Here is a 19,428-nt window from a genome sequence, read left to right on the forward strand (position 1 = left end):
AACTGAGGGAGTTTTTCCGATGGAACAGATGATCCCATCAATGCAGTCAGCAAAAGATCCACTTGGAATAATAGAGGAAATTCATGGACCAGTGGTTGACGTGTTTTGTAAACGTTTACCCTCCCTGCATCAGGCGCTGTTTAGCATAACTGATCATGAATTTTATCCTTTTGAGGTTTATCGCCATCTGGACGAACAACGCGTGCGTGCCATTGCTTTGCATCCGACAAGTGGTCTCAAGCGGGGTTTATCTGTTTTTGATAGCGGCGCTCCCTTACGCGTTCCAGTAACACCGGATTGCCTGAATCGGATGCTGAATATGTTTGGCATGCCGCTCGATGGTGGGCCGCCGCTCGAAACAGAAGAGATGCGGAGCATTATTGCTCCTCCTGCATTATTATCTGAAACAGTGCCAGCTGGCGGAATTCTCGAGTCGGGTATCAAAGTCATTGATTTGCTTTGCCCCTTTATTAAAGGGGGAAAAACCGGCTTGTTTGGTGGCGCGGGTGTGGGAAAGACGGTCCTGATTATGGAGTTTATGCATGCCATCGTTAATTTACATCAGGGGGTGTCAGTATTTGCGGGAGTGGGGGAGCGTATCCGTGAAGGCCATGAATTATGGCACCAAATGCAGGAATCCGGCGTCATGCCACGCGCACTGATGATGTTCGGTCAAATGGATGAATCGCCTGGTGTGCGTTTCCGTGTGGGCTTATCTGCTTTAACCTATGCCGAATATCTGCGGGATACCCTAGGCAAAGAAGTGCTATTAATGATAGATAACATTTTTCGGTTTGTCCAGGCAGGAAGTGAAATTTCTGGATTACTCGGGCGAATGCCTGCTACGGTTGGTTATCAACCTACTTTAATGAGCGAAGTGGCAGAATTGCAAGAGCGTATCATCTCAACGCGTGGTGGAAATATTACCGCAGTGGAGGCAGTATATGTGCCTGCAGATGATATGACTGATCCCGCTGTCAGCACCATTCTAACGCATCTGGATACAACTGTTATCCTGTCTCGAAGTCAGGCAGCCAAGGGCATTTACCCGACAGTCGATCCTTTGCAGTCAGTGAGCAAAATGATGAATCGTACCTTTCTCGGTGATCGGCACTATAGTGTGGCTGAAGGGGTCCGTGAACATCTTGCGCGCTATCAGGAATTGGAAGATATTATTGCCATGCTGGGTCTAGAGGCGCTCTCCCAGAAAGATCAGCGTATTGTGATGCGTGCCCGCAAGCTGCAACGATATTTAACGCAGCCATTCCATGTCATGGCTTCGCACACGGGCGTGCCTGGCGTGTCAGTGACACTTGACATGACATTGACTGATTGCGAGACCTTTTTGCGCGGTGATTATGATGCCATCCCGGAAGAGCAATGCTATATGCGAGGATCAATGCAACAATAAAAATATGAAGACTTTCAATTTGCATGTCCAGAGTGCGACGCAATATATATACGCTGACAACGTGATCAGCTTTATAGGAGAGGATAGTACTGGCAGTTTTGGCATTCTTGCGAATCATGAACGTATGATGACGGCAATGGACTACGGGTTGGCGCGCTACCAACTACAAGATGGCGGCTGGATTTTTCTTGCGCTACCTGGTGGCATCCTTTATTTCGCCAAAAATCATCTCTATCTCAGTACACGCCACTTCCTGCAAGATGAAGATTATCAGCGCATTAGTAAGGGCTTGCTGGAGCAGTTACTCAAAGAAGAGGAAGCATTACGAGAGCTAAAAGATAGCCTCGCTCATCTGGAGCAGGAGATGTTCCGGCGTTTATGGCAAATTGGGCAGCTTGGTAGCCAAACGGTCTGAAAATAAATTATGAACAACGAACAGTTACGTAAATCAGTGGAGCGCCAAGTGAAACGGATGCAACGTGCACAGCAGGACCGTCCTACTCTGCTTGCTCAATCCATATTTTTGGGAACACTTTCCTTATTATTCATACTGCCCATCCTCGTTGGTGTCTATCTTGGTAACTGGTTGGATGATAGGGCGCAAGGCTATTCTGTTCATTGGACCATAGGACTCCTTATTTTGGGGATTATAGTGGGTATGGTTAACGTTTATTTATATGTGCGGAAGCACGACTGATGGAAGAAGCTGCTGTCGTATTTTATGCTGGGCCTTTTGCGATTACCTCCATTGTGGTGACTACCTGGGGTATTATGTTATTGTTGGGTGTATTCTGCTGGCTTGCCACACGCAGGTTGTCACTCGATCCTGGACCCGTACAGACCATGCTGGAGGGAATCATTTTGTTAATTGAGGAAAGCATCGAAGCCGTATCCCCGGGCTATGCGCAGCAAATGCTGCCATTTATCGGAACGTTATGGATTTATATCGTCATTGCCAATCTTGTCGGCATTGTTCCCGAGCTCCACGCTCCCACTGGCAATTTATCGGTAACCGCAGGTCTAGCGATATTGGTTTTCTTGTCAGTCCATTGGTTTGGGGTACGTAATGAGGGAATACGTTATTTAAAGCACTATCTCAGCCCTTCTCCCATCTTATTACCATTTCACTTGATCAGTGAGGTCACGCGCACAGTTGCACTAGCAGTACGTTTATTTGGCAACATTATGAGCCTCGAACTGGTGGCATTGCTGGTTCTATTAGTGGCTGGCCTGCTGGTGCCGGTACCGCTGTTAATGCTGCATATTGTTGAAGCATTGGTTCAGGCCTACATTTTCGGTATGTTAGCCCTGATTTATGTTGCTGGCGCCATGCAATCTCAACAAAATGAAAAAGGAGATAGCTTGTGAGTGATTTGTCCTGGTTTACGATATTTTCTACCATTGGCGCAGCATTAGCGGTTGCGATTGGCATGATGTTCCCAGCGATAGCGATGGGGCGGGCAATCAGCCAGGCGCTGGATTCGCTTGCTCGTCAACCAGAAGCAGAAAAAGCTATTATGCGTACCCTTTTTATCGGTCTGGCGATGATTGAATCATTGGCTATTTATGTGCTGGTCATTGTGCTCATTATCCTGTTCCGTAACCCGCTGCTCGAATATCTCATTAACCGATGAGTGTCAGGTGAATGCGTGAATTTTGACTGGACAACCTTCATCCTTGAAATTATCAACTTTCTGGTGCTTGTCTGGATCTTAAAGCATTTTTTGTATCAACCTATCCTGGAGATTATTGGCAAACGTCGCGCGGGTATCGAAAAGACTCTGGCTGATGCGCAGCAGATCAAAGTCGAGGCAGATAAGCTTAAGCAACAACATGAAAAATTTCTGGCTGAATGGGAACGGGAAAAAGAAGAGGCTGAAGCCCGCCTGATGGCGGAGCTGGCGGCAATGCGCGAAAATAAACTGGTTGAGCTGAATGCTCAAATCAATGAAGAAGCAGAACGGCACAAGGTGCTGGATGAGCGTGCCAAAAGTGAATTTGAACGCAGGATGGAAGCACAAGGTATTGCACAAGGCCTCTCATTTACGACTAAATTACTTTCTCGCCTTGCCTCACCTGAATTGGAGGCGAATCTTTATGTATTGTTACTGGAAGATTTACACGCTCTGAGCAAAGAAAATAAGCACGTCATTACCGAAGCCACAGCAGTACCGGAGTTACAGATAAAAATCCAAAGTGCCTTTCCACTGGATGAAAAAAAACAAGCTGAATTAACACATCACTTATCTGATATCACTGGCAGACAGTTGCCAATCGAATTTCAGGTGAATCCTGCTTTGCTCGCAGGATTTCAGATAATGATAGGTCCCTGGATGCTGCATGCTAATTTACGTGATGAATTAAAATTTTTTAGTGGATCTTTGCAGCATGCGACAGCAGGAAGCTAGTACTGACAATTCTTCGGGTGATTCTCTATTCACCCGGCAAGCTGAGTGGTTAACACGGTACCGGTATGGCCTTCGTTTATCCGAGCAAGGTACGGTCGTTTCGGTGGGGGATGGGATTGCCTGGATTAATGGATTACCTTCTGCGCGTATGGAGGATGTGGTCCAGCTGGAAGATGGGAGCAGTGCCTTGGTGTTCCACCTTGGCCGTGATCGGGTGGGCGCTATCCTGCTGCGACAAACCAGCCAATTGACAGCGGGCACCTCTGTTTTTCTGACAGGAAGACGTTTGAGTATTGGAGTAGGTCGTGCCCTACTGGGGCGCGTGATCGATCCGTTGGGTGTGCCGCTTGATGATATCGGTCCCATTCAATTCGATCACTATCGCCTGCTGGATGTGCGCTCCCCCCCCATTATTGCCCGTGATTTTGTGGCACAGCCGCTGTATACCGGCAACAAAATGATCGATACCATGATTCCGGTGGGCAAAGGTCAACGTCAATTGATCATCGGGGATAATGGCACGGGTAAAAGCTCGCTCGCCATAGATACGGTTATTAATCAGCGTGACAAGAATGTTTATTGTGTGTATGTCTTAATCGGCCAGAAGCGTTCCACTGTGGTGCATACCATCGAAATTCTGCAGCGTCATCAAGCATTGAGTCATACCGTGCTGGTGGTGGCAGAAGCAAATGCCATGCCTGGATTAAAATATCTGGCGCCCTTTGCCGGTTGCACGGTAGCAGAGGCCTGGATGGCAGAAGGTTATGATACGCTCGTGGTCTATGACGACCTAAGCACGCATGCCAGGAGCTATCGCGAACTTTCTTTGCTGTTGCGCAGACCGCCTGGCCGCGAGGCTTATCCCGGCGATATTTTCTTCTTGCATTCTCGCCTGTTGGAGCGTTCTACCCGTCTGTCATCCAAACAGGGAGGGGGCAGTATGACTGCTCTGCCGATTATAGAGACAGAACAGGGTGAAATCGCTTCCTATATTCCCACTAATCTGATTTCCATTACCGATGGACAGGTTTATCTCGATCAAGCATTATTTGCCCGTGCTTTCCTGCCGGCCATCGACGTCAAGCGTTCGGTATCACGTATTGGAGGGAATGCGCAGCATCCTAACATTAAAAAGGAAGCCGGACGAATGAAGCTGGATTATTTGCAGTTTCTTGAGCTCGAAGTATTTACACGCTTTGGCTCGCGGCTCGAGCCCTCGATGGAGGCACGTATACGGCGTGGTCAGATATTACGAGAGATACTCAAGCAAGATCTGCTTACTCCGCTAGCGATTGAATTCCAGATGAGTTGGCTGGTTGCTTATAACGAAGGAATGTTTGACCAGCTTGAGCTGGATCAGGTCAAACCATGCCTGCAATTTCTGCAGGAACAAATCGCACGTACCAAGCTGAGTATTGAGGAAGGTCACGAGCAGTGGAAAATCCTGATTCATAAATGGCTGAGCAAAATAGGTATGGAATGAGTAAGCGACGGCAGGTAAAAGAGCGGCTGGCGACGCTGGACGAGATCCACGGTATCATGAAAACGATGAAAAACCTCGCTTTGCTTGAAATCCGTAAACTGGAAATGTTTCTCGATACACAACGTCGAGTTACTACTAGTATTGAGAGGGCGGCACAGGATTTCCTGCATTTTTATCCACAAATCCAGGCTCAACCGGACCATCAGCAACTGTTGATTATTGTTGGCTCAGAACGCGGTTTTTGCGGTGATTATAATGAAGCATTAGTTTCATTCTTAAACAGTCAACAACCCCAAAGAGAAACTTTGCTGGTGGCGGTGGGACGCAAGCTTGAGAGCAAGTTACTCGAGAACCTTGGTATGGCCACATTGATTGAAAGCCATAGTGTAGCAGAAGAGGTGCCGATGACGTTACGACGATTGATTGAAGTGCTGAACAGATTGCAGCAGGCTGCGTCCTCAAAAATAGGGCAGATCAGCGTGCTTTATTTTGACGATGAAAGTGAACAAATCAGGCTACGCCAGTTATTGCCCCTGTCATTACCTGAAGCAGAAGTAACTTATTCTCATCCCCCTCTGTTGTATCTGAAGTCAGCACAATTTCTGACTAAACTGACTGATCAGTATCTTTATATGCTATTACATGAAGTATTTTATTCGTCGTTCATGATGGAAAATCGTAAGCGGCTGGCTCACATGGATAGTGCTATCCATCATCTGGAGAAGGATACGGCAAGATTGCGGATGAGGGCGAATAGGTTGCGCCAGGAGGAGATTATCAATGAAATCGAAATTATTTTGCTGAGTACGGAGGTATTATCGAGTAATGATAAATTACAATCGAAAGCCATCTCGTAGGCCTTCTGCCGTGACGGCTATTTCTGGTAATCCTCCTACTATGAACAGAGGTTTCTGGTGACAATTTGTGGAAGAGTGCCGGATTTCAAGGTGGCTCAAGCAACCCCAGTAGCCACTGCGGGAAAATGCCAAGTCCGATAACCAGGATCATCGCTATGATGATGACCATCAATGGGCCCTGTGCCGTTAGGGAGGTGCCTACAGCAGTTTCTTCCTCACTAAATAATACCCCGATGACTCGTAAATAATAAAAAAAAGCAAGCGCTGTGTTGATGACCGCTACGATTGCCAGTATGACATTACCGGCTTCAATCGCTGCACCAAAGGCGAATAGCTTGGCCATAAAGCCAGCTGTCGGCGGCAGCCCGGCGAGGGCGAGCAGGCAAATTCCCATGCCGATGCCTAACACAGGATAACGACGCCCCAGCCCGCGATAATCTGTCAAATTTTCACGATCCTGATCACGGCGCGTGAACGCAACGATGACAGCAAAGACGCCCAAGTTCATGATAGCTAGAGTAACAGCATAATAAATAGCGGCATCGCGGCCTGCAGAATTACCTGCTGACAGTGCTACCAGAATATAGCCGAGATGAGCGACAGAGGAATAGGCGAGTAACCTTTTCAAATTCTGCTGATGCAGCGCCAATAAATTACCTACGATCATACTGATCAGGGCAATTCCCCATAATAAGGGCAGCAATGCCTCCCAGATAAGGGGCAATTGTAAACATAATAACCGGATCAGGAACACCAGCGTGGCTGCCTTGCTGAGACTCGCGAACAGGGCTGTTATGGGAGAAGGAGCCGCTTGGTAGATGTCAGGCGCCCACATATGAAATGGCGCCAAAGCCACTTTGAATCCTATCCCAATCAGGATCAGGGTAATGGCGACTGGCAGTAAAGAGGCACTGCTAGCGATTGTATTCAGCTCAGCTAGATCCAATGTGCCGCCGCTGGCATAGGCCAGAGCAACGCCGTAAAGAAAAAATGCAGCGGCAAAGCTGGCAAGCACAGCATATTTTATGCCACCTTCGATTGCGCCGTACCTCGTTGGTTGCCACGCGATGAGGGCATAAAGCGGTACAGCCAGCATTTCCAGACCGACAAAGGCACTGACAAGATTGTTTGAGCTTACAAGGAGTGCCATTCCTGAGGTAGCAAAGAGGATCAGACTCAAGTATTCTTCATGGAGTTCATTGCGGATGGGGGCATAACCGAAGGATAGCAGCATGATGGCTGCCGCGCCCAACATGAAAAATAGCGTAAATATACGGCTGATTTCGTCAATTACCAGCAGGCTGCCGACTGCGCCAGGGACTTGCCACAGTAAGGTGGCGGTAGCCCCCAGCAATAGGAAAGTCAGGGCGGTCGTCGATAAGAATCGGGTGGAAACACGCTTTGGCCAGATACTCAATATCAATATGACCAGGCCACCCGTTGCTGGCAACAAGTAAGGGAGAAGATTGATCAGGTCAGCGGAGTGCATTAATCGATCCAGTAGGTACAGCGTTTTTCGCTTCGATAAGAGCAGTCACGGGAATTTGCAGGTTGTCAAGGAAAGGCGCAGGATACAGACCTAGCCACAGTACGGCTAATGCCAAAGCTCCCAGCAGAACAGTTTCACGACGGTTAAGGTCAGTCCATAGACGTTGAACAGTGATCTCCCCCAGCATGGCGCGCTGATACATCCACAGCAGGTAAACCACGCCAGTAATAATGCCCAGGGCACCTGCAAAGGCAAACCCGGCAGAGATCTGAAATACGCCGGCAAGAACCAGAAATTCACCGATAAAGTTGGCCAGTCCTGGCATACTCATGGCAGAAAGGGTGAAGAGCAACAGGAGCGAAGCCAGGCGGGGCAGTGGCGATAACAATCCCCCTAACTGTGTGAGTAAACGGGTGCCGGAGCGCTCTTGCAGCATGCCAATCATGGCAAACATCGCGCCTGTTGTCACGCCGTGGGCCAGCATCAGAAGCACGGCACCATTCAAACCTTCCTGATTCCAGGCATAGATGCCAAATACTACGAAACCCAGGTGGCTGATAGAAGAGTAGGCAATGAGGCGCTTCATGTCTTCCTGGACCAAGGCCAGCAAAGCGCCGTAGAGGATGCCGATTACCCCCAGGGTCATGCCAATGGGCGCAAAGTCTAAGGAAGCCTCAGGAAACAGCGGCAGACAGAAACGCAACAAGCCATAAGCACCGGTCTTCAGTAAGAGCCCTGCGAGAAAAATGCTGCCCGCAGTTGGCGCTTCAGTATGCGCATCAGGCAGCCAGCTATGGATCGGAAACAACGGAATCTTGACAGCAAAAGCCACAAAAAACCCCAGCATCAACCACAGCTCGGTCTTACCTGGCAGATTAATCTGCAACAACTCGAAGTAATCGAATGTGTAAATACCGGTTTGCTCGCCATGAATAAAGTACAGTCCGAGGATGGCTATCAGCATCAACAACGAACCGGTAAGCGTGAAAAGAAAAAACTTGTAAGCAGCGTAGAGTCTGCGTTCGTGGCCCCATAGTCCTATCAGAAAATACATTGGCACGAGCATCAGTTCCCAGAATACATAGAACAGCACCAAGTCCAGTGACAGGAAAACTCCCATGATTCCCGTCTGGGTAGCGAGCAGCAGAGCGGCAAAAGCAGACCAGTTCTGCTTGATTGCGTGCCACGAGACCAACACGGCCACAGGGCCAAGCAGTGCGGTCAGCAGCACTAACAACAGACTGATCCCATCCATACCCAATAAAAACTGAATCCCCATAGCAGGGATCCAGGGAACACGCATGAGGTAATAATAGCCTTCTGCGTTGGGGGCGGCATTCCACCACAAGCCAAGTGCAATCAACAGCTCTGTACTGGTAACCGCTAGCGCGGCCCAACGTGTAAAGTCTGTTTTATTACGCCCGATTACGCCGATCCAGAGTGCACCCAACACGGGTAGAAATATCAACACGCTTAACCAGTACATAACGTTATCCTCACCATAACCAATATCCCAGGAAGAACACGGCACCTGTACTTATTACCAAGGCATAGCGGCTCAGAACACCATTCTGGGTGGTGCCAAGCAGCGTATAAGCGAAGCGCAGCGTTGCCACCAGGCGTGAGATACTCACTTCTAACACATTGTATTCCACCCCTTTGCGGCAGAAGGTGGCAAAGGCCAGCAAACCGCACGTTATCCTGGTGAGTGCGCCTTCAATCAGCAGAGTTTCCACAATGCCTCGCAATCCTCTGGCAAGAGCGTAGTAAGGACGCGCCAGGGTAGCCTGGTAGAAAGCATCAAAATTCCAGCCGCAACGTAAAAAGTTCGCTAAGGGCAGCGGTTGATTGGCCCGTTCGCGACGGATTAACACGCAGGCGAGGCCCATACCGATAAATGGCAACAGAGCAGCAATAAGCTGAAGCATGTAGGTAATGGTTAGCGAAGGGAAAGTCGCTAAACCGAGCTCTTCTTCGAACCATGGACTCCAAAGATGAGGACCGGGCCAGCCTTCCGGTAATTCGATGAAGCCGCTAATAATACTGAGCAATGCCAAGATAAGTAGGGGCACTGACATGGGATAGGGGAGGGATAAAGTGGAGGTCTGGGGGGCTGCACCATGGAAGACAATTAAATAAACGCGAAAGATGTAGATCGCTGTCAGCAGGGCGCCGAAGGCAGCGAAGGTCCACAGCAGCGGGCCAGCTGGTGCCGACCATGCGGTGGCCAGAATCGCGTCTTTGCTATAAAAGCCGGCAGTGACGACAGGCACGCCTGCCAATGAGGCAGCACCAGCCAGAAATGTCCAGCGAGCCAGAGGGGGGTGGTGTCCGATCTTGCCCAACTTATTTATATCGTGCTCATCCCTGCTGGCCTGGATGACAGCTCCTGCCGACAGAAACAGTAACGCCTTGAAAAAGGCATGAGTCGTGAGGTGGAACAGTGCCAAGGCATAAGCTCCGCAGCCCAGCGCCAGGAACATGTAGCCTATCTGGCTGATAGTGGAATAGGCTAACACCTTTTTGAAGTCTATTTGTGCTAACGCAGCACTGGCGCCATACACAATGGTCAATGCGCCGATCGCTGCCACCAGCCATTGTGTCTGAGGCGCCAGCTCAAATAAGGGATGAGTGCGTGCGATCAAATAAACCCCGGCGGTAACCATGGTTGCGGCGTGCATCAAAGCAGAAACCGGGCTGGGACCGGCCATGGCATCTGGCAGCCAGACCTGGAGAGGTAACTGTGCTGACTTACCCACGGCGCCACCCAGGATTAACAACGTTGCCACGGTAGCCAGGGCGGAGCCCTTTTCCCACTGAGCAGCGGCATCAGTGAGCAAGGCGGATAATGATAATTCGTGAAATTGACTGAATAGCAGAAAGATACCGAGCGCCAGTGCGGTATCACCAATACGGGTGACAATAAACGCTTTGCGTCCAGCGTTGCTACACACGGGATCTCGATACCAGAAACCAATCAAGGCATAGGAGCACAGTCCAACCAGTTCCCAGCCCAGATAGAGCAGCAGCAGATTATCAGCCAGCACCAGTAACAGCATGCCGGCTAAGAACAGATTGAGAAAAAAATAATAACGACGCTGATCAGTTTCTTCAGCCATAAAAGACACTGAATAAAGATGAACCAACAGGCCTACACCGCTGACGATACTCACCATGACCAAAGCAAGGCGATCAAGCATGAAACCGAACATCGGCCGCCAGTCACCCACTGCCACCCAGGTATAAAGCGTTTGCTGTAACGGTTGGCTGGCAGCTCCAGCCAGCCATGCCAACAGCACTACCAGGAAAGCAGCGGCTGCAGCAAGGCAGGCTAATACGGCGATATGTTCCCGCCGCAGCAGGCCTCCAAGTAAGGCGATTACGAGCGATCCAAGCAAGGGTGTGCCGGGAATCAGCCATAGCCATTGATTCACGAGGTCCTCCTTTCAGTCTCTTCCCTGAGTTGGGTGAGTGCTTCAACGCGCGCTGCCCTGTAGTGATCAAAAGCCAGCCATACCAGGATCAATGCCACTGCGACTTCTGCAGCAGTGACTGTCATCAGCATGATTACCAGTACCTGACCATCGGCATTACCCCAGTATTGGCCTGCTGCTGTCGCCGTTAAGGCTACACCATTGAGCATCACCTCTAGTCCAATTAATATAAACAGCAGCTCCCGCCGCAATAACACCACAGCGAGACCGAGTACAAATAATAGGGCGGCAATAGCCAGGCTGTGGCTGAGCGGGATCATCGTTTTCCCCTTTGACTGAGATAGAGGGCAGCCACCAAGGCCGCCAGCAATAAAATGGCAGCGGCTTCCACCATCATCAGGTAGGGACCAAACAGCGCATTCCCCACCGCCGTAGGGCCGATCACCGTAATGCTGTCTATCTCATTGAATGATGATCTGCTAAATAACAGTAAGAGTATCAACCACAGTAGCAGCGCCAATAATGCGATTCCTCCCCAACTGGCAGGGCGCAACAGTGACCGATTTCGCAGTGATCGATTTCTTTCAATGCGTAAATTCATCACCATCATCATGAACAGGAACAATACCATGATCGCACCAGCGTATAGCATGACCTGGAATGCCGCCAACAGGGGCGCACCAAGCAGGAAAAACAACAATGCCAAAGCCAGCAGTGACACGATCAGGTAGAGGACAGCATGAACTGGCTGACGCACGACCAGGATGGCACCTGCGGCAACCACTGCAACAACGGAAGAACAATAAAAAATGAATTCATACATAGGCTGATCCTGCCGAACTGGTTGTGCTGCTCATCATGGTCGTTTTCCTATCTTTGTGTGCTGTTACTCGATGCCTTCTCATTCCATTTGTAATCAAAATTGACTTTGTCGGCTTCACCTCCGCGTCATGTTTGATTTGGAAATGGAATGACATTCAAGCCAGTTATGTTCCCTTAGTGCTTACTAGGGCAAATTAGTATCATGATCTACCGGTGGTGTATCGCTGACACCCCCGCCGATGGCTTTACCAGGGATGGCGATGCCAGCATGGCGGTAAAAATTGTAACCGGGGTGCTTGCCCTGATCTTCAATCAGCAGTTGCTTTTTCTCGTACACCAGTTCACCATGGCTTTGCTCGCACATCTCGAAATCCGGCGTAAGCTGTATCGCCAGCGTCGGGCAGGCCTCTTCACAAAAGCCACAAAAGATACAACGGCTGAAATCGATACGAAATGTTTCAGGATAACGCCGGCCGTTGTCCAGCTGCGCAGCTTGCAAGTGGATGCAGTCCACCGGACATACCGCTGAACATAAATAACAGGCTACGCAACGTTCCTCACCATCAGGATCGCGGGTCAGTACGATGCGGCCACGCCATCGTCCGGGCAGGGATCGCTTGATTTCCGGGTAAGGCACCGTCTCACGCTTTACCCAGGCATGGCGCAGAGTCGCCCACAGCGAACGCCATAGCCTGATAAGTAGAGTTGGAATCTGTTTATTCATCTGTTGAGCAACTCATCATAGTTAACCTTCCATCCAGAACAATCCTAGTACAGCGGTAACCAGCAGATTAAGCAGCGCAGCAGGTAGCATCCATTTCCAGCCAAAAGCCATCAGTTGGTCATAGCGCAGCCGTGGCAGGCTGGTTCGCAACCAAAAGAAGAGCAATATCAGCACCAGAGTCTTAAGGGAAAACCAGACGACACCTGGCAGCCAGGGGCCGTGCCAGCCACCCAGAAACAGCACCGTCGCAAGTGCCGCGATGAGCAGTAACCCTAAGTATTCACCCAGATAGAAGAAGGCGAATCTGATCCCGCCGTATTCGGTGTTGTAGCCAGCAGCAAGCTCGTTTTCCGCCTCTGGAAGATCAAAGGGCAGGCGGTTGGTTTCAGCGATGCCGCACACCAGAAAAATAATAAATCCCAGCGGTTGAAGCACGATAAAAGGCAACTCCTGGGCAGCAACGATTTCCCTGAGACTGAAAGAACCGCTTAATATCACGATTCCCACCAATGCGAGTCCCATGGGTAATTCGTAACTGATCATCTGCGCAGCAGAGCGTAGACCGCCAAGTAGCGAGTATTTGCTGTTAGAAGCCCAGCCACCCAGCATAAGGCCGTAGACTCGCAGCGAAGAGAGGGCCAGTACGTAAAGTAGGGCAACGTTGAGATCAGCCAGCCACTCATCTTCACTTATGGGTACCACGGCAAAGCTCATCAACACGGTCATTGGGACAATGACCGGGGCAACGGTATAGACCATACGATCGGCAAAGGGGGGAATGAAATCTTCCTTGCTTATCAGCTTTAGAATATCAGCCACAGGCTGTAACAAGCCGAAGGGACCGGCGCGGTTGGGGCCAATGCGATCTTGCAGCAGTGCAAGAATGCGGCGCTCGCCATAACTCAGAAGGGCGCCAATAAGCAACAACCCCAGCAGTACCAATCCCATGCTGGCGAAGGTAAGCAGCCACTGCGTGAAGCTCATGATATTCGCTCCAGTTCAAGTAGATCGCCGTGACCAACCCCTAATTGAGCCAGTGTTACTCTGGCCAGGGCAATCGTATCGGCGGCCACATCGTTATTAAGCTGCACGGACAGTACTACCGTACCGGCCGGACCGCGCAATCTGACCTGCTCCTTATCCTCGATCCTTTCCTTTAAGGCTGCTGTCGGGTGAATAAGCGCGGCAGCGGGTGGAGCCAGCTCCACCAAAGCCGGAGCGTAGCTGGCAAGCACATCATCTCCATACCAGCTTGCCAGTGTCACCTGCCAATGGCCGGGATGGCCTAAGGGAGCTGAGCCGATGGGGGTCTCAGTCTGCATGGTTAGAGGGAAGGCAGATAAAGACGATCCCAGTGTGCCAGGGAGGGGTGCCTGGTAGCCAGGGAAAATATTACTCAGTACTGCTGCGGCATCCGGTAAGGCGAGTTCGAGGCAGTGAGCCAGGTCAGCGAGGACCTCTGCTGTGTTGGGCAGGGGTTCCGCACGCTGAAAGACAGGAGCAAATCCTTGAGCGCGGCCTTCATAATTAACAAAAGTGCCACCTCGTTCGGTCCACGCTGCTACTGGCAGTAAAATATCCGCTGCCTCGGCGGTGGCGGTAGCGACACAATCCGATACGATAAACGTGCTGAGGCATTGGCGTGCCTCACGCCAGCGTGCACCGAGGCGTGTATCGCCAAGGGGATCATTGCCCATCACAATCAAAGTCTGGATCTGACCCGATTCGATTGCCTCTAACATCGCAGTTGTGCTATTTGTCGGGGTGAGTAATGCCGTTCCGTAAGCGTTGGCTCCAGGCAAAGCATAAGCGAGTCTGGCGCGGGATCCCAAGGCATTAGCCAGTTGGGCCAGGGCGGTAATCTCTGGTGCAGCCATAGTTTCGCTCACGCCTATCAATATCGGCCGCTGGGCCGTCGTCAGGTAGGTTGCAATATCGGCTAGCTTCTTCTCATTCTCATGCTTATTGGAGGTAGTAGAGGCAGTAGCCGCCTGCTCATTCAAATGCAAAAGATGTGCGCCTATCTCGTGAGGCGCAACTGTCAAGGTCGTGGCTGCGAAGCGAGTCAGCAGAGAGGGGCCGCTGTGCAGAATGGCCAGTTTGGCACCAGTCCGATAAGCCTGCCGCAAGGCTAAGTCCATCATGGGCGCATGCGTGGTCAGGTCACCGACCACCAGCGCTGCGTCAGCTTGTTCTATTTCAGACAGGGATGGCGCTCCACCGCTGCTTTGGAGAGCTGCGACAGCAGCGGTGGTTGCTGTCTCGAGCTGGGGGTCGCTAAAGGTAGCGAACCTCCCACTCAGTTTATTCAGTAAGGTCTGTAATATCGCATTGCTTTCGAGATCTTCTCGAGTTGAGCCGAGGCCGCCCGTTCTATCCCTGGCAGCTTTGATCTGTTCTGCAGCGGCAGCCAGCGCTTCACGATAGCTCACCTTCACGCCTGACACCTGCGCTGTCAGCGGCCGATCAGGGTGTTCGCTGTATTGATGACCATAGCGGCCGCGATCACAAATGAACCAGCGGTTGATCTCGGGGTGGAAGCGATTACACACCCGGCGCAGTGTGCCGTCGCGTGCTCCGGGCAGAGTGTTGCAGCCGACGCTGCAGTGGGGACAGATGGAAGGAGCTGTTTCCAGATCCCAGACCCGCGCAAAATGCTGCCGGAACACCGCATCGGTGAAGACACCGGTAGGGCAGACCTCGATCACATTACCGGCAAACGGGCTTGTCAGCGGGCCCTCCTGGAAGCGACCGAAATAGACTTCGTTGCGCAGACGCATTGCTCCAAGGTCATCGCCCAGTGCATAATCCTGGTAAAAGCGAGTGCAGCGATAGCAAGTAATGCAGCGGTTCATTTCATGGTGAACCAACGGGCCCAGGTACTGATTGGTAAAGGTGCGTTTGCGACCGCGATAGCGGCGATAGGGAGGGCCACAGGCAACCGTCATGTCCTGCAGGCGGCACTCTCCTCCTTCGTCGCAGACCGGACAATCATGCGGATGATTGACCATCAAAAATTCGATGACTGTCTGCCGTACCTGTCGTGCCGCAGCCGCAGACACTGAAACGTTGATCCCATCTTTAGCAGGTTCCAGACATGACATGACGACCCGGGGTTTTTTATTTGGATCCTCCGGCGCGATCTCGACAGCGCACAGTCGGCAGGCGCCAAGACTACCGAGAGCAGCATGGTAACAAAAATAGGGGATCTCTATATTCGCTGCTAACGCAGCCTTGAGGATGTTGTCGTTTTCCTGGAAAGGGATCTCGTGACCGTCGATATGCATCGTTCCCATGATTAGGCTCCGCTCTTGTTAGCTGCATCAAACGGGCAGCGGCCGGTGGCGATATGGCTTTCGTAATGGTCGCGAAAGCATTGCAGGCTGCTGGTAAGGGGCATCACCGCACCAGGGGCGAAGGCGCAAAAGGATTGCGGGCCGATGGTATTGCAGAGTTCCTCCATCAGGATCAAATCCTCTGCTCGGCCTTCTCCGTCCGCGATAGCTGTCAGGATTTGTGCCAGATAAGGCAAACCATCACGGCAAGGCGTACAGAAACCACAGGATTCCCGGGCGAAAAAGCGCATCAGGTTCAGCGTGGCCTGAACCGGACAGGTGGTATCATCGAGCACAATAATGGCAGCCGTGCCGAGCCGGGATCCTGCCTTCGCGACAGGGTCAAAATCCATCGGCACATCGAGGTGTTCGGGCAGCAGAAAGGCGGTCGAAGCTCCGCCAGGTATGAAGCCCTGTAAGGTACGTCCCGCCGCCAGGCCGCCAGCATGTTCAAAGATCAATTCTCGTGCTGGCGTACCGCAGGGAAGTTCGAACAGGCCGGGATGCTGCACCATGCCACTGACACAGAATAGCTTAGGTCCACAACCGCCGTTGATTCCCAGAGCACGAAACCAGTCCGCACCATTGAGCAGAATATGCGGCACATTGACCAGGGTCTCAACGTTATTGATAGTGGTCGGATGCTGCCATAAACCTTTGACGCTGGGACGTGGAATTTTGTGGCGCGGATTGGGGCGCCGGCCCTCGATGGCATTCAGCATAGCGGTTTCTTCGCCGCAGATATAGCGGCCACCACTGAGGTGCACTTTGATCTGTAGATTGAAACCGCTGCCCTTGATATTGGATCCTACCAGCCCAGCCTTCTCAGCCTCTTCGATGGCGCGCTTCAAGCCATGTCCTCCCTTGCCATACTCCCCCCGCACAAAAATCACCACCTGTTCAGCCTGCAGCGCATAGGCGGAGACGATAACTGCCTCAATAATCTGGTGGGGCCCGCCATAGAGCAGATGGCGATCCTTAAAGGTACCCGGCTCTGATTCATCAATATTACAAACGAGATAACGGGGCCGCGGTGCATCTGCACCCCGCAGGCGCCACTTCAGCCCACAGGAAAAACCCGCTCCACCTCGCCCGCGCAAATTGGCGGCTTCTACTATCGCAATGATTTCTTCAGGTTTGTGATCAAAGGCGGCATCCAGGCTATGGTAGCCACCCGCAGCTTGATAAGCCTGCAAGCTTAAGGGCGCGTGGGCATCAAGGTGGCGGGTCAACACGGCTTCCATGCGCTTAATCCTCCTGTTGCAGACGTTGCAGCAGTGCTTGCAGCGCGGCTTCGTCCAATGATCCGACTGCTTCGCCATCCAGGAGTGCCGCGGGTGCCTGGTCACACAAACCCAGACAAATGCTAGGTAATACACTAAAGGCTCCATCCGGGGAAACCTTTCCTAATGAGACCCCGCTGTATTTTTCGGCTGCCTGTAGCAGTCGATCCGCTCCTCTTAGACCGCAACAGAGACTGTCGCAGACCCGCAGCACATGTCGACCTGCCGGATAACGATAGATCAGGCTATAGAATGTAGCGAGCTCTTCAACTTCGGTAGTTGAAAGGCCGGTAACCTGTGCGACTTCTTTAATGCTCTTATCATCAAGGTAGCCACGTTCAGCCTGCAACGATTGCATCATAGGAACGATCGCCGCACGGCGCTGCGGGTCAGTGGCGGGAAGTTGAGCCAGATCTTCCTGCAATGCTTGTCGGTTGGACTCATCATTCATTTTTTCCCTACCTACCTGTCTATGTCAGCCAACACGTAGTCGAGGGAACCCAGGATGGGGATCAGATCGCTCACGAGGTGACCATTGGCTAGTAGCTTCAGAGCCTGGATATGTGGAAAAGATGGCGTGCGGATACGCAAGCGATAGGGATTTGCTGAACCGTCACTGACCACAAAATAGCCATTCATTCCCTTGGGTGCCTCGGTCACAAAAAAACTTTCCCCGGCTGGAAAACCCATACCCCGACTCACTTTGATGAAATGATGGATCAAAGTCTCAATGTCTTGTAATGTCGCCTCCTTGCGAGGGAAGGTATAGCGTGCTTCTGCGGACAAGATCGGGCCGGATGGCATATTTTGCATGGCTTGCTCGACGATACGCAGACTCTGACGAATTTCTTCCAGACGTACTTCAGTACGGGCTAAGGCATCTCCTTCGCTGGCGGTGGGAACCTCGAAGTCGTAGCATTCATAACCACTGTAAGGCCGCTTTTTGCGCAAATCCCATGCCAGGCCGCAGGCGCGTAAATTAGGCCCGCTTATTCCCCAGTCGAGGGCTTCTGCGGTGGACAATACTCCGATCCCACGGGTACGAGCGCGAAAGACAGGATTTTGCGCGAGCAGGGCCTGGTATTCATCGACAGCAGCCGGCATGCGCTTCAAGAAACTTTGCAACGCTTCCGACCAGCCCTCGGGCAGATCGAGCGCTACGCCACCGATGCGAAAGAAAGCTGGATGCATGCGCCCACCCGTGATGAGTTCCATTACATCGAACAGGTATTCACGCTCACGGAAGGCATAGAAAGGTGGCGCTAACGCCCCTGTATCATGGGCATAACTCGCTACCCAGACCAGATGGCTGGCAATGCGGAAAAGCTCGCACAGCATTACCCGCATCACCTGAGCGCGTGGCGGTACAGTAATTCCAGCGAGCTGTTCCACTGCGAGTACATACGGCAGCTCATTCTGGACGCCAGCCAGATAATCGATGCGGTCGGTATAAGGGAGATAGGTATGGTAAGTGTGACGCTCGGCCATTTTCTCCGCGCCGCGATGATGAAAGCCGATATCGGGATTTACATCGCGTATCTCCTCACCCAGCAGCCGCACGACTAAACGCAGAATACCGTGTGTACCGGGATGGGTAGGGCCGATATTGAGAATCATTTCTTCAGCGCTCATACCGGGTTCGCGGTAATCCTCGGCACGGTAACTTTCCATGATAGTGCGATAGCGTGCTTCGGGCAGCTGGTAGGGGGGCATCTCGGTGGCACGATTGGGATGCGCCTTGCGCAAAGGATGGCCTTCCCAGTATTCGGGCATTAGAATACGCCTCAGATCGGGATGACCATCAATGTGGATGCCGAACATGTCATAAAGCTCGCGTTCATACCAATTGGCGGCTGACCATACGGTGCAGACGCTCGGTAACAGCGGATCTTCATCAGGCAGGCTTACTTTGAGGCGCAGATCGGCATTGCCGGATAGTGAGAGCAAATGATAGAACACAGTCAGCCCACCGCCACGTTTCGCCTCGTCGATGGCAGACAGATCAAAAAGCATCTCAAAGCGGGGCTCTGCCTTATGTTTGAGAAAGGTCAGCGCTTCGATGAGCCGGTCGGTAGGTATTGACAGGGTATCGATTTTATCGTGCGGTAATTCGCCGGGAACCGCGTTGAAGAGCGTTTGCAGTTGTGTGATAAGCGCTTGCTGGCTAGTCCTGTCTGCCATT

General features: G+C 51.6%; 19 protein-coding genes. 8 read left to right on the forward strand and 11 right to left on the reverse strand.

Going from position 1 to position 19,428, the window contains the following annotated elements:
• Nucleotides 1–28: 28 nt before the first annotated feature.
• The 8 genes from atpD to BM283_RS07615 are packed head-to-tail and all read left to right on the forward strand — an operon-like array spanning nt 29 to nt 6,159.
• Entirely contained in the window at nt 29–1,411 is a 1,383-nt protein-coding gene (atpD, locus tag BM283_RS07580; RefSeq protein ID WP_254776275.1) for a F0F1 ATP synthase subunit beta, read from the forward strand.
• Nucleotides 1,412–1,415: 4 nt separating this feature from the next.
• On the forward strand, nt 1,416–1,826 hold the full coding sequence (locus BM283_RS07585; protein ID WP_090691606.1) for a F0F1 ATP synthase subunit delta/epsilon: 411 nt from the start codon (nt 1,416–1,418) through the stop codon (nt 1,824–1,826).
• A 9-nt stretch (nt 1,827–1,835) separates the two neighbouring features.
• A complete protein-coding gene (locus tag BM283_RS07590; RefSeq protein ID WP_074666708.1) occupies nt 1,836–2,108 on the forward strand; it encodes an AtpZ/AtpI family protein in 273 nt (90 codons plus the stop codon).
• A complete protein-coding gene (locus tag BM283_RS07595; protein WP_090691608.1) occupies nt 2,108–2,779 on the forward strand; it encodes a F0F1 ATP synthase subunit A in 672 nt (223 codons plus the stop codon). Before BM283_RS07590 ends, BM283_RS07595 begins: the two co-directional genes overlap by 1 nt.
• Nucleotides 2,780–2,784: 5 nt before the next feature.
• Nucleotides 2,785–3,045, forward strand: a complete 261-nt coding sequence (gene atpE / locus BM283_RS07600; protein WP_368086411.1) for an ATP synthase F0 subunit C — start codon at nt 2,785–2,787, stop codon at nt 3,043–3,045.
• Nucleotides 3,046–3,060: 15 nt separating this feature from the next.
• On the forward strand, nt 3,061–3,819 hold the full coding sequence (locus BM283_RS07605; RefSeq protein ID WP_175492064.1) for a F0F1 ATP synthase subunit delta: 759 nt from the start codon (nt 3,061–3,063) through the stop codon (nt 3,817–3,819).
• Nucleotides 3,800–5,302 (forward strand): F0F1 ATP synthase subunit alpha, encoded by a 1,503-nt coding sequence (locus BM283_RS07610; protein WP_090691613.1) that lies wholly within the window; start codon nt 3,800–3,802, stop codon nt 5,300–5,302. The genes BM283_RS07605 and BM283_RS07610 overlap by 20 nt, the downstream gene beginning before the upstream one ends.
• Complete coding sequence (locus BM283_RS07615) at nt 5,275–6,159, forward strand: F0F1 ATP synthase subunit gamma (RefSeq protein WP_090691616.1); 885 nt, start codon at nt 5,275–5,277, stop codon at nt 6,157–6,159. The genes BM283_RS07610 and BM283_RS07615 overlap by 28 nt, the downstream gene beginning before the upstream one ends.
• An 85-nt stretch (nt 6,160–6,244) precedes the next feature.
• Here BM283_RS07615 and BM283_RS07620 read toward each other — a convergent pair whose 3' ends face one another.
• From BM283_RS07620 to nuoD, 11 genes are all read right to left on the reverse strand, one after another.
• Complete coding sequence (locus BM283_RS07620) at nt 6,245–7,648, reverse strand: NADH-quinone oxidoreductase subunit N (RefSeq protein ID WP_090691619.1); 1,404 nt, start codon at nt 7,646–7,648, stop codon at nt 6,245–6,247.
• Entirely contained in the window at nt 7,635–9,134 is a 1,500-nt protein-coding gene (locus tag BM283_RS07625) for a complex I subunit 4 family protein (protein ID WP_090691624.1), read from the reverse strand. The genes BM283_RS07620 and BM283_RS07625 overlap by 14 nt, the downstream gene beginning before the upstream one ends.
• A 10-nt stretch (nt 9,135–9,144) precedes the next feature.
• The gene (nuoL, locus tag BM283_RS07630; RefSeq protein ID WP_090691627.1) at nt 9,145–11,082 is read right to left on the reverse strand and encodes an NADH-quinone oxidoreductase subunit L; all 1,938 of its coding nucleotides are present in this window, start codon (nt 11,080–11,082) and stop codon (nt 9,145–9,147) included.
• Nucleotides 11,079–11,402 (reverse strand): NADH-quinone oxidoreductase subunit NuoK, encoded by a 324-nt coding sequence (gene nuoK / locus BM283_RS07635; protein ID WP_090691629.1) that lies wholly within the window; start codon nt 11,400–11,402, stop codon nt 11,079–11,081. The genes nuoL and nuoK overlap by 4 nt, the downstream gene beginning before the upstream one ends.
• The gene (locus BM283_RS07640; RefSeq protein ID WP_090691633.1) at nt 11,399–11,905 is read right to left on the reverse strand and encodes an NADH-quinone oxidoreductase subunit J family protein; all 507 of its coding nucleotides are present in this window, start codon (nt 11,903–11,905) and stop codon (nt 11,399–11,401) included. The genes nuoK and BM283_RS07640 overlap by 4 nt, the downstream gene beginning before the upstream one ends.
• Before the next feature lie 183 nt (nt 11,906–12,088).
• Nucleotides 12,089–12,628, reverse strand: a complete 540-nt coding sequence (gene nuoI / locus BM283_RS07645; protein ID WP_090691637.1) for an NADH-quinone oxidoreductase subunit NuoI — start codon at nt 12,626–12,628, stop codon at nt 12,089–12,091.
• A gap of 21 nt (nt 12,629–12,649) precedes the next feature.
• Complete coding sequence (gene nuoH, locus BM283_RS07650) at nt 12,650–13,612, reverse strand: NADH-quinone oxidoreductase subunit NuoH (RefSeq protein ID WP_090691640.1); 963 nt, start codon at nt 13,610–13,612, stop codon at nt 12,650–12,652.
• Entirely contained in the window at nt 13,609–15,924 is a 2,316-nt protein-coding gene (nuoG, locus tag BM283_RS07655; protein WP_090691643.1) for an NADH-quinone oxidoreductase subunit NuoG, read from the reverse strand. Before nuoG ends, nuoH begins: the two co-directional genes overlap by 4 nt.
• A 2-nt stretch (nt 15,925–15,926) precedes the next feature.
• Nucleotides 15,927–17,207, reverse strand: a complete 1,281-nt coding sequence (locus tag BM283_RS07660; RefSeq protein ID WP_090691646.1) for a complex I 51 kDa subunit family protein — start codon at nt 17,205–17,207, stop codon at nt 15,927–15,929.
• 4 nt (nt 17,208–17,211) lie between these two features.
• Nucleotides 17,212–17,697 (reverse strand): NADH-quinone oxidoreductase subunit NuoE, encoded by a 486-nt coding sequence (nuoE, locus tag BM283_RS07665; RefSeq protein WP_090691649.1) that lies wholly within the window; start codon nt 17,695–17,697, stop codon nt 17,212–17,214.
• Between the two features lie 11 nt (nt 17,698–17,708).
• Nucleotides 17,709–19,427, reverse strand: coding sequence for an NADH dehydrogenase (quinone) subunit D (gene nuoD / locus BM283_RS07670; RefSeq protein ID WP_090691652.1), 1,719 nt, complete (start codon nt 19,425–19,427; stop codon nt 17,709–17,711).
• Nucleotide 19,428: the final 1 nt, after the last annotated feature.

This window comes from Nitrosomonas sp. Nm34 (assembly GCF_900113925.1).
Taxonomy (GTDB): Bacteria; Pseudomonadota; Gammaproteobacteria; order Burkholderiales; family Nitrosomonadaceae; genus Nitrosomonas.

What these genes read in the sequence shown, in the direction of transcription:
- atpD (WP_254776275.1), top strand. Translation starts at nt 29, where the DNA reads ATGATCCCATCAATGCAGTCAGCAAAAGATCCACTTGGAATAATAGAG.
- BM283_RS07585 (WP_090691606.1), top strand. Translation starts at nt 1,416, where the DNA reads ATGAAGACTTTCAATTTGCATGTCCAGAGTGCGACGCAATATATATAC.
- BM283_RS07590 (WP_074666708.1), top strand. Translation starts at nt 1,836, where the DNA reads ATGAACAACGAACAGTTACGTAAATCAGTGGAGCGCCAAGTGAAACGG.
- BM283_RS07595 (WP_090691608.1), top strand. Translation starts at nt 2,108, where the DNA reads ATGGAAGAAGCTGCTGTCGTATTTTATGCTGGGCCTTTTGCGATTACC.
- BM283_RS07610 (WP_090691613.1), top strand. Translation starts at nt 3,800, where the DNA reads ATGCGACAGCAGGAAGCTAGTACTGACAATTCTTCGGGTGATTCTCTA.
- BM283_RS07615 (WP_090691616.1), top strand. Translation starts at nt 5,275, where the DNA reads ATGGCTGAGCAAAATAGGTATGGAATGAGTAAGCGACGGCAGGTAAAA.
- BM283_RS07620 (WP_090691619.1), bottom strand. Translation starts at nt 7,648, where the DNA reads ATGCACTCCGCTGACCTGATCAATCTTCTCCCTTACTTGTTGCCAGCA.
- BM283_RS07625 (WP_090691624.1), bottom strand. Translation starts at nt 9,134, where the DNA reads ATGTACTGGTTAAGCGTGTTGATATTTCTACCCGTGTTGGGTGCACTC.
- nuoK (WP_090691629.1), bottom strand. Translation starts at nt 11,402, where the DNA reads ATGATCCCGCTCAGCCACAGCCTGGCTATTGCCGCCCTATTATTTGTA.
- BM283_RS07640 (WP_090691633.1), bottom strand. Translation starts at nt 11,905, where the DNA reads ATGTATGAATTCATTTTTTATTGTTCTTCCGTTGTTGCAGTGGTTGCC.
- nuoI (WP_090691637.1), bottom strand. Translation starts at nt 12,628, where the DNA reads ATGAATAAACAGATTCCAACTCTACTTATCAGGCTATGGCGTTCGCTG.
- nuoH (WP_090691640.1), bottom strand. Translation starts at nt 13,612, where the DNA reads ATGAGCTTCACGCAGTGGCTGCTTACCTTCGCCAGCATGGGATTGGTA.
- nuoG (WP_090691643.1), bottom strand. Translation starts at nt 15,924, where the DNA reads ATGGGAACGATGCATATCGACGGTCACGAGATCCCTTTCCAGGAAAAC.
- BM283_RS07660 (WP_090691646.1), bottom strand. Translation starts at nt 17,207, where the DNA reads ATGGAAGCCGTGTTGACCCGCCACCTTGATGCCCACGCGCCCTTAAGC.
- nuoE (WP_090691649.1), bottom strand. Translation starts at nt 17,697, where the DNA reads ATGAATGATGAGTCCAACCGACAAGCATTGCAGGAAGATCTGGCTCAA.
- nuoD (WP_090691652.1), bottom strand. Translation starts at nt 19,427, where the DNA reads ATGGCAGACAGGACTAGCCAGCAAGCGCTTATCACACAACTGCAAACG.